This window comes from Thermosynechococcus sp. B1 (assembly GCF_030322985.1).
Lineage (GTDB): Bacteria > Cyanobacteriota > Cyanobacteriia > Thermosynechococcales > Thermosynechococcaceae > Thermosynechococcus.
Genome location: NZ_CP096573.1, coordinates 604,042 through 618,542, shown reverse-complemented (window position 1 = coordinate 618,542; position 14,501 = coordinate 604,042). Strand labels below are relative to the sequence as shown.

The 14,501-nt window shown below is 53.3% G+C and carries 12 protein-coding genes and 1 tRNA gene; 4 read left to right on the top strand and 9 right to left on the bottom strand.

Annotated elements, in window-relative coordinates:
* Positions 1–13: 13 nt before the first annotated feature.
* The 3 genes from psb32 to M0644_RS03130 form a co-directional block, all read right to left on the bottom strand.
* Positions 14–700, bottom strand: coding sequence for a photosystem II repair protein Psb32 (psb32, locus tag M0644_RS03140; protein ID WP_149818071.1), 687 nt, complete (start codon positions 698–700; stop codon positions 14–16).
* 101 nt (positions 701–801) lie between these two features.
* Positions 802–2,022 (bottom strand): CHAT domain-containing protein, encoded by a 1,221-nt coding sequence (locus M0644_RS03135; RefSeq protein WP_286626549.1) that lies wholly within the window; start codon positions 2,020–2,022, stop codon positions 802–804.
* A gap of 251 nt (positions 2,023–2,273) precedes the next feature.
* Positions 2,274–4,346 (bottom strand): glycosyltransferase, encoded by a 2,073-nt coding sequence (locus M0644_RS03130; protein ID WP_286626548.1) that lies wholly within the window; start codon positions 4,344–4,346, stop codon positions 2,274–2,276.
* Between the two features lie 145 nt (positions 4,347–4,491).
* On the opposite strand from M0644_RS03130, the gene M0644_RS03125 reads away from it, so the two are divergent.
* Entirely contained in the window at positions 4,492–5,190 is a 699-nt protein-coding gene (locus M0644_RS03125; protein ID WP_286626546.1) for a DUF1997 domain-containing protein, read from the top strand.
* Here the strand turns inward: M0644_RS03125 and M0644_RS03120 are convergent.
* A complete protein-coding gene (locus M0644_RS03120) occupies positions 5,135–5,761 on the bottom strand; it encodes a keto-deoxy-phosphogluconate aldolase (RefSeq protein WP_286626545.1) in 627 nt (208 codons plus the stop codon). The genes M0644_RS03125 and M0644_RS03120 overlap by 56 nt on opposite strands.
* 104 nt (positions 5,762–5,865) lie before the next feature.
* Here M0644_RS03120 and smpB point away from each other — a divergent pair, with 104 nt between their 5' ends.
* On the top strand, positions 5,866–6,324 hold the full coding sequence (smpB, locus tag M0644_RS03115) for an SsrA-binding protein SmpB (protein WP_286627158.1): 459 nt from the start codon (positions 5,866–5,868) through the stop codon (positions 6,322–6,324).
* Between the two features lie 2 nt (positions 6,325–6,326).
* On the opposite strand, the gene M0644_RS03110 is transcribed toward smpB, so the two are convergent.
* Positions 6,327–6,953: a DUF3747 domain-containing protein gene (locus M0644_RS03110; protein ID WP_286626543.1), complete on the bottom strand. Its 627-nt coding sequence runs from the start codon at positions 6,951–6,953 to the stop codon at positions 6,327–6,329.
* Between the two features lie 121 nt (positions 6,954–7,074).
* Positions 7,075–10,581 (bottom strand): chromosome segregation protein SMC, encoded by a 3,507-nt coding sequence (gene smc / locus M0644_RS03105; RefSeq protein WP_286627157.1) that lies wholly within the window; start codon positions 10,579–10,581, stop codon positions 7,075–7,077.
* Positions 10,582–10,694: 113 nt separating this feature from the next.
* Here smc and trxB point away from each other — a divergent pair, with 113 nt between their 5' ends.
* Positions 10,695–12,056 (top strand): thioredoxin-disulfide reductase, encoded by a 1,362-nt coding sequence (gene trxB, locus M0644_RS03100; RefSeq protein WP_149818063.1) that lies wholly within the window; start codon positions 10,695–10,697, stop codon positions 12,054–12,056.
* Positions 12,057–12,075: 19 nt separating this feature from the next.
* The gene (locus M0644_RS03095; RefSeq protein ID WP_149818061.1) at positions 12,076–12,831 is read left to right on the top strand and encodes a sulfite exporter TauE/SafE family protein; all 756 of its coding nucleotides are present in this window, start codon (positions 12,076–12,078) and stop codon (positions 12,829–12,831) included.
* A gap of 45 nt (positions 12,832–12,876) precedes the next feature.
* On the opposite strand, the gene M0644_RS03090 is transcribed toward M0644_RS03095, so the two are convergent.
* The 3 genes from M0644_RS03090 to M0644_RS03080 all read right to left on the bottom strand — a co-directional run bounded on the left by M0644_RS03090 (position 12,877) and on the right by M0644_RS03080 (position 14,491).
* Positions 12,877–12,948: transfer RNA gene (locus M0644_RS03090), tRNA-Thr, on the bottom strand.
* 66 nt (positions 12,949–13,014) lie between these two features.
* Positions 13,015–13,797 carry an ABC transporter permease gene (locus M0644_RS03085; RefSeq protein WP_149818059.1) on the bottom strand — a complete coding sequence of 261 codons (783 nt, stop codon included), beginning with the start codon at positions 13,795–13,797 and terminating at the stop codon, positions 13,015–13,017.
* Between the two features lie 94 nt (positions 13,798–13,891).
* Positions 13,892–14,491 carry a Uma2 family endonuclease gene (locus tag M0644_RS03080; protein ID WP_149818057.1) on the bottom strand — a complete coding sequence of 200 codons (600 nt, stop codon included), beginning with the start codon at positions 14,489–14,491 and terminating at the stop codon, positions 13,892–13,894.
* Positions 14,492–14,501: the final 10 nt, after the last annotated feature.

The following is a 14,501-nucleotide window of genomic DNA, read 5'->3' as shown; positions in this document are numbered from 1 at the left end:
AAGGGGAGCTTGGCTACGATGATCCTTGATACATAAAGTATGTCACCATTGGGATCACTGTAGCGGCGATTAGCAGGGCAACGACGATAATTGTGGCGGAGCGATCGTCGGTTTCCTCTTTGCTCTTGTAGGTTTTCTCGACAACCACTTCGCGTACTACGGGCGGGCCTGGATCCGGTTCGCCTTTGAGGACTTTCGCAAGGCGATCGACGGTGTCAAGGACTGATTGATTGTAGTTGCCATCCCGTAGGGGCACCCGCATCGTTTCTTGGACAATACTTTCGGCAGTTTCAGGATTCAGGCGTTCGGCCACGGCCTCGCCATAGTGAATCGCTGTGCCATTGGTAACGGTATCGAGGGCAATGATCACCTGATTGGCTTGGGACTCAGGATCGGGAAACCACTGGTTAAAGAGGTCATCCACAAAGCTCTGGGGGGTTTCACCATAGTCGAGGCGGTGCAGTGTAACTACATGAACATTGATGCCCGTTGCCTCGGAGAGGTCTTGGAGCGATCGCCCGACACTGCCTTGGGTGACGGCACTAAGCACATTACCTTCATCAACGACCCCAGCCGCTGTTTCCGGCAAAGGGATATCGATCGCGCTGGTTGCCCAGACGGGGGTGACCCACAACGTAGTAGCGAGTAGTGCCAGCAAAAGATAGCGAATGCCGTTTTTCCAAGCCACTTGCCAATGCATCTGTGTTTAATCCTGTATCTCTCAATGCAATTTTCTCAGATGTTGCTTGCAAAAATAAATTTTCTTCTAACAAATCTTAAAACGATGGCCAGACAATTGCTTTACCAAGGAGCGCCCACGAGTGTAAAGCCTGCCCAAAAGTAAGGTGCTTGGAATCTTGAATGTCTCAGAAGGTGTAATTGAGCCTTTTGCAGAGCAGCAACTTTACTAGCAGTGTGGTGCAGATGGCTATAGAAGTATTCCATGAGTTCTAGGGTACCCGCATCACTCACTTGCCAGAGGCTAGCGACGGCACTTTTGGCACCCGATTGAAGGGCAAGACCCGCAAAGCCTAACTCCGCGCGATCGTCTCCCAGAGCGGTTTGACAGGCACTCAAAACCAGCAGTTCGAGAGGGGGTTGCTCTAGATTAAGTTGGGGGAGGTTTTGCAGCGTGACTGTTTCACTGCCCCACAGTTGAATAAAGGACTCTTGGGCTTGACCGGGGCGAAACAAGGCATGGGTAGCCAGATGAACGATGGAATGGTTACCCTGCTGCCGTTGTTGCGTTAGGTTGGCAACAGTAAAGTCACGATTGAGGAAGGTGGATCCGCCCCAGAGTTGTTGGATGGCACTTAATTCTTGGGGGACTGCCGGCAGTGGACTGAGGCGATCGAATTCTGAAGCCCCCATTGCCAAGACCGTGGCATTTTTGAGGGGAGCATAGTCAGTTTTGATCAGGTTAAACGCTGGAATTAAGGCAACACCGTACTTTTCTATCAGAAATTGACCGGTACTGCGGTCTCGGAGAGCCGCCCAAGGGAGCGATCGCAGGCCTGCTCCAACACAAATGAGCAAGGTGTCAATCCGATCAGCCCTGAGTTTGGCTTCTAAGGGCGCAATTAACCAGTCATAAAGCTGCTCACTCCTGCCAAAGGAGGCAGATAAAAACTGTTGGCGTGGATCCGCCACTGAGCGGCGAAAGTCTTGAACCGTAGCCATCAGATCAGCTTGCGACACCGCTGGCACAGTCAGCAACAGTGGCTCTCCCTGTAGAGAGGTAACGAAGAGCTTAATCTCGTTTGCCGTTGGTACCAAGTGCAAAAGAGCTGTGCGCCGACCCGTACGCTTGGACATTTGCCTGAGAATGCGCTGAATGGCAGAGGGATTGAGTCGCCGACTAGTAAATTGATTTTGAAAATAAACTTCATATTCCCGTTGCCAAGTGGCCTCGCGACCTGTGAGAAATTCCCCTGCACCAGCGGGTAAGGCACTTTGAGCAATGGACTGAAGAGACAGCACCAACACTAGAGCAATACAGATTCGGAGGAGGTGTCGGTGCATCTTTAGTGTTCCAAGAAAGTGTTGTCGCTCTAGCCAAGCTTTATCTTAGCCAATGCACCATTCAAGTGTTTTTTCAGAGGAGAGACAGTGACTGCCAATGCCGAATTCAACACTGGACGATAGACATTGAGCCAGCGAGTAATGGTGGACTCGTTGCGATGGAGCAACTAGGCAATTTGTGGACGGCTTTTGGATGGATAGTCCCCTCGTTTAAGACCTATAAGCTTAATGTTACAAAGAGCTGGCAAAAATCATTTTTCATTGGCATAGCTGTAGGCTCGATGCCACGCTTTTGCCTGACTAGGGCGGGTGATCCGCATCCAGTGACGACTCAGGGGAGGCGAGACGAGAGTGTGCAGAAGCAGCCACAGGGTTTGTAATTCACTGGGGGCTTTTTGCCATTGCCAACGGTTGGGTTCACAAAAAAGTAAGGTGACCAATTGGCGGTATTGAGCCAAGGTCAGGGGGTCAAAGTAAATCTCTAGGGTCGTTGGATTGGGCATATCAACAACTTGGCCGCTGAGGTCAATGCCTGCCTCCAAAAGCCGACAGGTGAGGGGTACACCCATTGCGGAGGGGGGGAGGGGTTGATGCAGATGCACGATCGCCCCCCCTTCAGAAAGGCGAATTGTCGTGCCCCACAGGGCAGTGGTTTGATCCCAAGCGAGATGGAGTTCAACGGTTTGCTGGACATTGAGCCAATCATAGGGATCGGGGCGGGGGCGTTCGATGAGGCTGTAGAGGGCAAGGGCGAGAATTACCAGATTGTAGAGGTTCCAGACCCAAGCCAATAGTAGCCCCTTGGTGTGTAATGCCTGCCAATTTAATACAGCAGCCGCCACAGAGAGAAGAAAAAGCACGAGGAGCGGTGCCGCTAGGTGCCACTGAAAATGGTAGCGATCGCGATAACTCCCCTTGGGGGTGACCCAAAAGCCGCGACCAAAGGGACGCAACAACGTGTCAATCACTGTCAATGTCAACGGCACACACTGAAGCACAGCATAAATATCAGATACCAAGGCAGAGCGACTTTGGCCATTGAGCCAGCGGAACGTACTCAACAGCAGCCAGTAGTAGGGCACAAAATAGTAGAGCCACTGCCGCAGGGTGGTTTCAAGGGGGACGACACCCCAAAAGGCGGCAATCAAGGGCAACAGCAGCAATAGCAACCGCATGGGACTATGGAACCATTGCGTGATCCCCTCTAGGTGGGCAAGGCGCTGAAGCCCAGTGAGATTGGGTACCCGCAGTGGACTTGCCGCAATGAATAATCCTTGGAGGGTGCCCCGTGCCCAGCGTTGACGTTGACGAATATGCGCCGTCATTTCCTCTGCACACAAGCCCGCACTGAGACTTTCATTCAGGTAAATCAACCGATGACCTGCTGCCGCCAATTGAATTCCTGTGTAGTAGTCCTCGCTGAGGGATTCAGTAACAAAGCCGCCAATGGCTCCGAGGGCCGATCGCCGCACCACAAAGGAACTGCCGTAGCACAGCGCTGTTTCAATGCCATCCCGCAGGACTTGATAATGACGGGAGAAGATTTCCACCTCTTGAGGCAGGTGATCCTCGAGGCCAAGGTTACGGGCAATGGGATCGGGATTGTAAAAGCTCTGGTAGGTTTGGACAAGGCCAATATCAGCGGTCTGGAAAAAGCCCACAGTGCGGGTGAGAAAATTACGAGTGGGAACAAAGTCAGCATCAAAGACCGCAATCAGTTCACCCTTGGTTTGCGTAAGGGCATGGTTCAGGTTGCCCGCTTTGGCATGGCGATTGTCTGGACGGCTGAGGTACTCACAGCCCAGTTCACAGGCCAATTCCCGTAGGGCAGGGCGACGGGTATCGTCAAGAACATAGATACGTTTGTGGGGATAGTCGAGGGTTTGGCAGCCAACAATCGTGCGTCGCAAAATTGTCAGGGGTTCATTGTAGGTCGGAATAAAAATATCCACCCAAGGCTGATAGTGGCCACTTTTGACCGCAAGGGCAGCAGCATCCGCTTCAGGACGACGATTTTTGATGTGCAAGAGCAGGTAGAGTTGCAGGCCGTAGCCCGCCATCATAAAACCTTCAATCGCCAGTAGGAGTAGGCTAAAGGTGGCCTCTAGGGGAGTGCGCAAATTGAGGGTAGCGAGCGATCGCCACAGCAGATAATGCAGCATCACGGCCATTAAACTGCCAACGACAATGACCCGCGCCCACTGCTGCTGCACTTTTCCCCAGCGCAAAACAATACTGCTAAGAAGCACCATCAAGCACAATGGCCAAAAAATCCACGGCTTGTCCAAGTGTTCAATGGCGAGCCAAGGAGGGACAGGGGGCATTGCTGGAGCCTCAAGCAACTGAATAGTAATGTAACGAAATGTAAACCAACCATTGGACAGGGACAATATTTCCAAAGTTCCCCGCAGTAGCGATCGCCCCCAGCCGTATGTCAGGATCAAAATCACCAAATGCTGATCTAATACTATGACCGATGCCCAAGAGGGGACAAAGCTACCCCCCTTTATTTTTCACAACCAATTCCAAGGCTGGATGGAAGTCTATGCGCCCGTTCAACGCTACGAGACCTATTTGAACAATCACCAAGAATGGTTTCACCGCTGCGCCCATCCCATGAAAACAGAACCTGTGGGCAAGCATGGCTACATTCTCACCATTGGCCGCTATGGTTCCCATGGCTATGAAGTGGAACCCAAAATTGGACTGCACCTACTGCCCCAAGAGCAGGGGGTCTATCGCATTGAAACAATTCCTGTGCCCGAACAGCCGTTTTTGAACTATGAGGTGAATTTTCAAGCGGCCATGGCCTTGGTACCGATGCGAGCCACCCCTGAGACGGATAGGGACCTGTTGGCGCTGAATGTCATTGATTACACGCGGGTCAATTGGGAATTGGATTTGCGGGTGGAAATGTACTTTCCGCGGTTTATCTACCGTTTGCCCCATGGCCTGATTCAGGGGACAGGCAATCGCGTCTTGGCTCAAATTGTCCGCCAAGTGTCCTACCGTCTCACGGCAAAGGTGCAGGATGATTTCCACAAAACCATTGGCCTCAATTTGGGCAAACGCTGGCGCCGCAAACGGTTCCATGCTGAGCGGGTGCGCACCCTTACCCCTGCGCCAGTGCCTGATACGCCTGACGAGCCTGAGCCACCTGCTGCTTGAGCATTGTGACATCCGTACCCAGTTGACTGCCCATACCAATGGCGATCGCCCCCGCTTTCCAGAGGGGTACCACATCCTCCCAACCAATACCGCCACAGGGAATCAGGGGAATCTCAGCCAACAAGGGTCGCAAGGCGCGTAGATAGCTCGCCCCCCCCACCGCCATCACTGGAAAAACCTTCACTGCCGTTGCTCCCACTTGCCAAGCGTGGAGAATTTCCGTTGGTGTCAATGCCCCCAAAATCAGAGGACAATTGGCCTCCTTTGCAAGGGGCACCACCTCTAGGGCTGCATGGGGGGTCACTAAAAATTGTGCGCCAGCGGCGATCGCTCCTTTAACCATTTCTGGGTTTTGCAGGCTCGCAGCGCCAATGGTGCAGTGGGGAGCGTCTTGACGGAGTTGTTGCAAGACGCCAGCAGCATCGGGGGTGGTCCAAGTCACCTCTAGGCAGGTGAAGCCCGCTTGAATATACACTTGAGCGCGGGCGATCGCTGCAGTAGGATGAGCAGCACGCACCACTGCAATCAAGGGCAGGCCTTGCAAAAACGCTAACTGCTGCGGCTTGGGCATAGCGTCATAACCATTGAGCAGGGGGGTGGGAGGGCAGTGATAAGATGAAAATTTCCCCTACCCCTAAACTACGGTATATTGGCAATACCCTTGCGGAGTTTTTGATGGGCGATAGCATCAAAGTCCTGAGTGAAAATCGCCAAGCGCGCTTCCAATACGAAATTCTGGAAACCTATGAATGTGGTCTCGTGTTGCTCGGCACTGAGGTCAAGTCCATTCGCGCTGGCAAGGTGAATTTACGGGATGGCTTTGCCCGCATCCGCAATGGTGAAGCATGGTTGATGAATGTGCACATTTCGCCCCACGGGAGTACCAACCCATCCTATAACCATGACCCCCTGCGCGATCGCAAGCTCCTTCTCCACAAACAGGAAATTCGCAAGCTAGTGGGCAAGGTGGAACAAAAGGGGCTAACCCTTGTGCCCCTGAAGCTTTACCTAAAAAATGGGCGGGTCAAGGTTTCCCTAGGGCTAGCCCGTGGTAAGAAGCTCCACGACAAACGCCAAGACCTCAAGCAGCGCCAAGATAAACGGGAGATGGAGCGGGCAATGAAGCAGCGGTAAACCTAGCTTTGGGGAGTGGGTATGGGATCAATGTTGGTTTCCGTGCCGATGGGCGTTGCAGGGGCAGGGATACTCCCGGTTGCTGCTTCCCAAGAGTCATTGGTGAAATACACATGACCCAGCACTTGCCCCTCATAGGTGCGTCGTGTTAACCGCCAAGTGGGTTCCAGTTGAAACTTGAGAAATTGCCCTTCCTGCATGCCGTGGGTGCGGCCAATAACCATACGCGGACCACCGCGATTGCTGCTGCCAACAAGGAGCAACTCACCCTCCCCCTGTTCAATGCGCAGACCATACTGCAACCCTAAATCCTGTTGCGCCACCCGAATCGAGTAGCCATTGCTATCCGTAGCCCGCCCACAAATGCCCGTAAAGTCAAAGGTCGTCAACAATGGGTCAATCACCACGGGGTTGCTGCCCGACTCACTCCAGCAGGGACGAGTATCCTTAATTTGCTCCACCACTAAGAGGCGATACCCACCGCGGGCAAGGGGCACGGCCATCACCACATAGCGGCTTTGATCCACTTCTGTTTGTGTAAACATGCTGGCTTGGGCAGGCCGAGGGGCAATTGTTCCCAAACAGGCCACCGTCAATAAGCTCAGGCCAAATTTTTGCCAGTATTTCATAGGGACACTCCTCAGCAGAACTTGGAGGTTTTGACAGTTAAATGGCTTCTACTGTTCCACTACGATCCACGCCGATCAACTATCAAAATTCTAGGAATTATTTTTCAGACACCGTCAGGCATCAATGGTGAGCGGTCAAATCGAGGCCAATCACTTGGGTATGTTGACCCCGCGCTTGGGTGACGCCAATCGTGCGCTGAGCCGCTTCAATCATTGGTCGCCGCAGACTGACAACAATAAACTGTGCCTCTTGGCTCTGCTGCTGAATCATTTTGGCAAGGCGCTCAACATTGGCACCATCGAGAAACATATCCACCTCATCAAAGGCATAGAAGGGGGAAGGGCGATAGCGTTGTAGGGCAAAGATAAAACTGAGGGCCGTGAGGGATTTTTCTCCCCCCGACATTGAGGCTAAGCGCTGTACGGGTTTACCCTTAGGATGCGCCACCAGATTCAGGCCTCCGGCAAAAGGGTCCTCAGGGGTTTCCAGTTGTAAATAGCCATCACCCTCGGAAAGGGTGGCAAAAATGGTTTGGAAGTTCGCATTGACGGCATCAAAAGCTTCACGGAAGGACTGGTGACGCAGGGTGGTGAAGTTCTCAATCCGCAGTAGGATCTCCGTGCGCTCCGCTTCTAGAACGGCGAGCTTCTCCTGTAGCTCATTAAGCCGCCCTTGTGTCTCCTCAAATTCCTGAATCGCCAACATATTGACGGGTTCCATGGCACGCAGCCGTTTTTCGAGGGCTTGGCACTGCTGTTGAATGTCGCTGAGGGAGAGATTGGCGGGCACTTCCGGCCATGGCTGGGGTAAAGGGGGTGCCTCGATGGTGCTGAATTCCTGAAGTTGGGCTTGCAGCGTGGTGAGGGTGTCGCTGGCTTTTTGGTATTGCCATTCCAGTTGTTGGTAGTCCTTTTGCTGCTGTCGTAGTTGGTAGTCTTGGCGATCGCGATCGCCCTTGAGGTGGCCAAGGCGGGCGTCCAATTCCCTCAGGGCAGTTTGCGTGCTTTGAATTTGCGTCGCTAAGTCCCCAAGCGTCTGATCGAGGGCTTGCTGCTGACAAAGCGTCTCCTGTTGGGCTTGGCGCAGTCGCTGAATCTCCTGTTCTGTTTGTTTTAGGTCTCGTCCCAGTTGCTCGAGTTGACGGTGGCGATCGCCCAAGGCTTGATCCACCGCTTGCAGGGCGGCCACATGGTCGGCGTGAATTTTTTCCTGTGCCTGAAGCTGTGCCTGAAGCTGCTGCCACTGCTGATGGCTGGGATTGGCTTCAAGGGCATTGAGGGTAAGGCGTTCGGCGGCGAGTTCTGCTTCGAGTTCAGGAAGACGAGCCTCTAGGTGCGCGAGTTCAGTCTCTGCGGCGGTTAACTCTTGGCTAAGGTGCTGCTGTTGGCGCGCTAAGTCTGCTTGCTGGCGGTTGAGGTGCTGCTGTTGCTGCTGAAGTTGCTCCCATTGCCGCTGGCGATCGCGATGGCTTTGGCGGGCTTCACTCAGGGCTTGGCTCAGCTCATTCACTCTCCCCTGTTTTTGCGTGCGCTCTTGAATGAGGCAATCTAACAGGCGTTCCAGTTCCCCAAGGCGATCGCGCACCTGTTGGACTTCTGCCGATTCTTGGGGGGTGACCCCCTGACCAAAACGGAGGGTATTGGTGCGACTATAGCTACCCCCGGTCATTGCCCCTGAGGGTTCTAGCAAGTCTCCCTCTAGGGTGACCATCCGATATTGCCCTAGGTAGAGTCGCGCCGCCTCAAGGCTCTCAAAGACCAGCGTACTGCCAAACACATAGGCAAAAATGGGGGCATATTGCGGCTCAAAGGTCACAAGATTCAAGGCATAGTCAATACAGCCTGCCAAGGAGATAAGGGGTAGGGTCTTGGGACGTGCCATCTTGTTCAGGGGCAAAAATGTGGCTCTACCGGCCCGTTCCCGCTTCAGGATGGCGATCGCTGCTGCCGCCACACTGTCATCCGCCACAACGATATTGCCTAGGCGTGCCCCGGCCGCAATTTCCAAGGCCAGTTGATAGCGGGGTTCCACTTGACCGAGCTGTGCCACCAGCCCAAACACGCCGGGGAGATCAGCACTTAAAATGAGCCGCGCCGCAAAACTCCCTTGACTTTCCTGAACCGCCTGTTGCCGTGCTTCCAGTTGATCCAGCTCCCGCTGCTTTTGGCGCTGTTCTCGCTCAAGGCGTTGATAGGTTTCTTCTGTTAAGCTCAATTGTTGCTGCGCTGTGGCCAGTTGTTGGGCGAGGGTTTGTAGTTGCTGCTCCTCTTGTTGGACTACTGCTGCAGCTTTTGTGAGCGCGTCTTGCAATTCCAATTGTTGAGCTTCTAAGCTGGTGGCTGCCTGGTGCAATTCCCCCTGCCGTTGCCGCAATTGTTGCGATCGCTCCTGCAGGCGAGAGAGTTCACTGCGACTCGGTTCCAGTTCGTGGATCAGGGCATCAATCCGCTGCCGTCGCTGACTGTGCTCCTGAAACCAAGCTTGGGCTGCCGTATTCAACTCCTGAGCTTGCTGCCGTAGGGCGTCGAGGGTGGCTTGGCTGGTGGCAACGGCTGTCACTAAGGGGGGGCGATCGCCCTGTTGCTGTTCTAGCTCTTGAGCAAGTTGCTGTTGCTGCAACCGTTGACTGTGGTACTGGGCTTGCCGTTGCTGGAGTTGTTCTGCCAACTGTGCCTGCTGCTGTTGGTAGCTCGTTTGCTGACGTTGACACTGCCGCTCTTGGGCGTGGAGATCCGCCAACGCTGCTTGCAGGCGGAGGTACGCTTCTTCGCCGAGGGCTTTCACCTCTTGATTGAGTTGTTCTAGCGTAACCGTTGCCGCTTCAATCTCCCGTGCCTTTTGTTGCAGTTGGGCTTGGCGTTCAGCTTGTTCTTTTTGTAGCGTCTGAATCTGTGCTTGTAGTTGCACCTTTTGCGCTTCGTGGGCTTGCCATTGGCGCACCAGCAGCCATTGCTCTCGCTCTTGCAGTTCCAGTCGTAGGGCTTGATATTTTTCCGCGTGCAGGCGATCCCGTTGCAGGCGATCGCGCTGTTGGATGAGTTCCTGCTCAACAATGCGAAAGCGTTCTTCGCGCTCCTTGACTGTATCTAATTTTTCGCGAGCTTGGGCAATCTTGCGGTCAAAATCCGCCACCCCCGCCAATTCGTCAATAATTTCCCGCCGTGCTTTGGCATTCATCGAGATAATGCTGGTGACATCCCCCTGCAAGACCACGTTATAGCCTTGGGGATAGATACAAAACGCCTGCAACTGGTCGTGCAGTTCATTCAGCGTGCAGGGTTGATCATTTACCGCATAGGTCGAGGTATAGGTGCCCTGCTTGGTTACCCGCAGTCGCCGCGTCACCCGCCATTCCGTTTCAGCATCCAGCGCAAAGGTCACCGTGACTCGCGTTTCAATAACACTATGGCCGCGCCGCGTTTGGCTATGGTTCACCAAATCTGGGAGCCGTTCTGCCCGCATCCCCTTAGACCCCGCAAGGCCGAGGGCAAAAAGCAACGCATCCAACAGGTTGGATTTTCCAGAGCCATTCGGACCAGAAATGACCGTAAACCCCGGCAGCAGCGGAATCACGGTTGTGCCGCCAAAGGACTTAAAATTCGTGAGTTCCAACTGCTTGATATACACAGCCAAGGAGCGTGCCTAACCGTTTCATTATGCCTAAAGATGCTCCCCTTGTTTGCCACGGAAAATCAAGCTAAAATCAAATAACTCATAGTCGTTTCGAGTTTGTTTTAGCCATGACACCGCCACGGATTGAAAACGTTGTCATTATTGGTTCTGGCCCTGCGGGCTACACAGCAGCCATCTATGCTGCTCGCGCCAACCTCAAGCCCTTTATGTTTGAAGGCTATCAAATTGGGGGGCTGCCGGGGGGACAACTCATGACCACCACCGAAGTGGAAAACTTTCCCGGCTTTCCGGAAGGCATTCAAGGGCCGCAACTGATGGCACGGATGAAGGCGCAAGCGGAGCGCTGGGGCACAGAAATGGTCACTGAAGATGTGATTCAGGTGGATTTTAGTCAACGCCCCTTTCTCATTAGCTCAGCCGAGCGGCAGGTCTATGCCCACAGTGTGATTATCTGTACGGGTGCCACGGCCAAACGACTCCATCTGCCGGGGGAAGAACAGTATTGGACCAAGGGGGTCTCCGCCTGTGCCATTTGTGATGGGGCAACGCCGATTTTCAAGGATGTCGAGTTGGCGGTGATTGGCGGCGGTGATAGTGCAGCGGAGGAAGCAGTCTATCTCACTAAATATGGCTCCCATGTCCATCTCCTTGTGCGCAGTGACAAAATGCGCGCTAGTAAGGCGATGCAGGATCGCGTGTTTGCCAATCCTAAAATTACGGTTCACTGGCAAACTGAAGCACGGGAAATCCTTGGCGATGGCAATTTAATGACGGGTCTGCAGATTATCAATAAAGCCACAGGGGAAGAATCCGTCCTGCCGGTGCGCGGCCTATTCTACGCCATTGGTCATACCCCCAACACCCAACTCTTCAAAGATTTTCTGGAATTGGATAGTGTGGGCTATATCGTCACCCACCACGGGACACAAACGAATGTGGAAGGGGTCTTTGCCGCAGGGGATGTTCAAGACCATGAATACCGCCAAGCAGTAACGGCGGCAGGCAGTGGTTGTATGGCCGCCCTTGATGCCGAACGTTGGCTGTCGGCGCGGGGGCTAATTCAGGAGTTTCACCAAACGGAAACCGAAACCAAACCCGCAGAAACAACGCCACCTACAACATCCCCAGAACAGGCGTTTGATCCCAATGCCATCAAACACCGCGGCAGCTATGCCTTGCGCAAACTCTTTCACGAGAGCGATCGCCTGCTGCTAGTGAAATATGTTTCCCCCACCTGTGGCCCTTGTCATACCCTCAAGCCCATTTTGGATCGGCTGGTGGATGAATTCGATGGCAAAGTACAGCTCATTGAAATTGACATTACTGAAGATAGCGCGATCGCCGAGCAAGCAGGGGTTACCAGTACACCCACGATTCAACTCTTCAAAAACAAAGAACTCCTAGAAGTGATCGTGGGGATGAAACCCAAGAGTCAGTACCGCGAGACCATCCAACGCTACCTTGCTTAGGCTCTAGCTAGTCAAGGGCATGATCAGCGAGATCGGACTGCTGACCGTTGCAGGTCTGGCGGCAGGCTTTGTCAATGCCATTGCCGGTGGGGGAACACTGATTAGTTTTCCTGCCTTGGTGGCGATCGGCTTGCCGCCAGTGGTTGCCAATCTCACCAGCACGGTGGCTTTGGTACCCGGTTACTTGGGAGCGACAGTGGCGCAACGGCAGGATCTTAAGGGTCAGCAACGGCGCCTTGGTTGGCTCTTTCCCAGTGCGGTGGCCGGGGGCATCACAGGGGCGATGTTACTCTTGCACACTAACGAGGCACTGTTTAATGCCTTGATTCCCTATTTGCTCCTCTTGGCCGCTGTCCTCTTGGGGGTTCAGGAGCAGGTGCGGGCTTGGTTGCTGCAGCGGATCAGTGCGCCAGCCGTATCTGAAGTGGGAGCCATTCCTCTTGTGTTTCTAGCGGCGGTCTATGGCGGCTATTTTGGCGCGGGGGTGAGCGTGATTCTACTCGCCGTGCTGGGCATTGTTCTCGGGGAAAGCTTGACGCGCCTCAATGGCTTGAAGCAAATGTTGGCTTTTGGGATCAATGTCGCCGCAGCGGCGTTTTTTGTTGTGTCTGGGGAGGTGGTGTGGCCTGCTGCTTTGGGGATGGCGATCGCTACCATTGTTGGCGGACTTTTGGGGGGTAAATTTGCCCGTGCGGTTAACCCGCTGCTGTTACGCCGTACAGTGGTTCTTTTGGCCGTTGTGCTGGCGATCACTTACTGGTTGCGACAGCGATAAACTACCCCACCAGAGATGGAAAATGCCGTGAGATTTGCCAAACAAAGCCCGTGACGAGGATTGAACTCGTGGCCTCACCCTTACCAAGGGTGTGCTCTACCACTGAGCTACACGGGCAAAAATTCCCAGAGCTTTATCATAGCCCATTGGGGGAACAATTGCACAGTTGGCTGCGAGTTTTTGCTAAAAATTGCGACGAGAGAAAATCCAAGTGGCGATCGCCAGCAGTGCTACCGTATAAATCACGCCATAGAAGGCATTGGCCACGAGTTCCGGTACAGAGGGCAGCATGCCATAGACCGCTGTATTCTTAAAATCCAAGCGGGATAAATCGGGAAAGATCAGATAGAGAAACTGCATCAGTTGCCGTACGGCATCACTCTCCATCTTTTGGCTGAGGATCACCAGATTTTGGCTAAAGTGCCCCATAAAGTACAGTGCCACCGTTAGCAGCGTGGCAATCAATGAACTAGTGAAACTGCCAAACAGCAAAGCGGCTGCCGTCAAGAGAGCGAGTTGCAGCGCAATATAGAAAGAGGTCACCATCAAAGGGCCAGCGGGATAGGCAAACTGATTCAAGCTCATCAGAATAAACAGAATCAGCGTCATCAGTGCCACCAGTACCAGCAGAACCGCCGATAGGCCCAAATGTTTGCCAATAATAAATTCCGCACGGCTGATGGGTTTCGCCAACATCACTAAGATCGTGCGCTTTTCTATCTCTTTATTGAGCAAACCACCCCCGACAAAGGCAGCAATCAGCAAGCCAAAGAGAGAAATTCCTGCCATTCCCACATCAAGGCTAATTTTGTCTTGGGTGCCTGCTGACACCTGTCCCAAAATCACAACCGCTAAGGCTAGGCCAATGGCAAAAACAGCAGTGACGTAAAGAACCCGCTCCCGCAGTATTTCATTGAAAACATTACGGCTAATTGTCCAGAGGCGACTCACCGTTAACGGCAACATGTCTGGTACCCCTTGAATTTACTCTCCTCTCAAAGAATACCCAATTTTGCTTTTTCGATAGCCTCGGCGTTCATAGGGAGAGCCGCTTGCTGTTTCACGGAGCAGTGGTATCTACGGCGGGGGCAGAGAGGTCAACGTCTTCATAAAACTGTTCAATAGGCACTTTGAGGTCAATGCTCCTCAACTCAACGCGATCGCCCGCGCGGTAGCAGCGCAGCAGCCAATCCCCCACCTCATTTTTTTGGTAAATGTCGATCGCCATTTCCTCTGAGCTAGCGAGCACATAATCCACGAGGTTGGGGTTACGACGGTAGAGATCAAACTTTTTGCCGCGATCGTAGGCCTCGGTGGCGGGTGAGAGCACTTCAACAATGAGACAGGGATAAGTGATGAAAAAGGGACTCTGGCGATCGCGATCGTCACAGGTGACACTCAGATCAGGATAAGTAAAGTTGGTCGTATGAAGGATATTCACCCTCAAGTCAGAGTTAAATACCTGACACCCACGACCCCGTAGATGGGGTTTAATCAGATTGCCGAAGTTCAGTTTAATGATGCTGTGGTTCTTACTACCACCTGCCATTGCATAGACGCGACCATCAATCAACTCATGCTTTTCTAACTGCTGCTCTTCCCACGCGAAGTATTCTTCTGGTGTGAAATAGCGATCGCCCGTCTCCTTGGCAGTCACCATTCTCTGTATT

Bases quoted from the DNA above. Each gene is read 5' to 3' on its own strand.
- psb32 (WP_149818071.1), bottom strand. From the start codon at position 700: ATGCATTGGCAAGTGGCTTGGAAAAACGGCATTCGCTATCTTTTGCTG.
- M0644_RS03135 (WP_286626549.1), bottom strand. From the start codon at position 2,022: ATGCACCGACACCTCCTCCGAATCTGTATTGCTCTAGTGTTGGTGCTG.
- M0644_RS03130 (WP_286626548.1), bottom strand. From the start codon at position 4,346: ATGCCCCCTGTCCCTCCTTGGCTCGCCATTGAACACTTGGACAAGCCG.
- M0644_RS03125 (WP_286626546.1), top strand. From the start codon at position 4,492: ATGACCGATGCCCAAGAGGGGACAAAGCTACCCCCCTTTATTTTTCAC.
- M0644_RS03120 (WP_286626545.1), bottom strand. From the start codon at position 5,761: ATGCCCAAGCCGCAGCAGTTAGCGTTTTTGCAAGGCCTGCCCTTGATT.
- smpB (WP_286627158.1), top strand. From the start codon at position 5,866: ATGGGCGATAGCATCAAAGTCCTGAGTGAAAATCGCCAAGCGCGCTTC.
- M0644_RS03110 (WP_286626543.1), bottom strand. From the start codon at position 6,953: ATGAAATACTGGCAAAAATTTGGCCTGAGCTTATTGACGGTGGCCTGT.
- trxB (WP_149818063.1), top strand. From the start codon at position 10,695: ATGACACCGCCACGGATTGAAAACGTTGTCATTATTGGTTCTGGCCCT.
- M0644_RS03095 (WP_149818061.1), top strand. From the start codon at position 12,076: ATGATCAGCGAGATCGGACTGCTGACCGTTGCAGGTCTGGCGGCAGGC.
- M0644_RS03085 (WP_149818059.1), bottom strand. From the start codon at position 13,797: ATGTTGCCGTTAACGGTGAGTCGCCTCTGGACAATTAGCCGTAATGTT.
- M0644_RS03080 (WP_149818057.1), bottom strand. From the start codon at position 14,491: ATGGTGACTGCCAAGGAGACGGGCGATCGCTATTTCACACCAGAAGAA.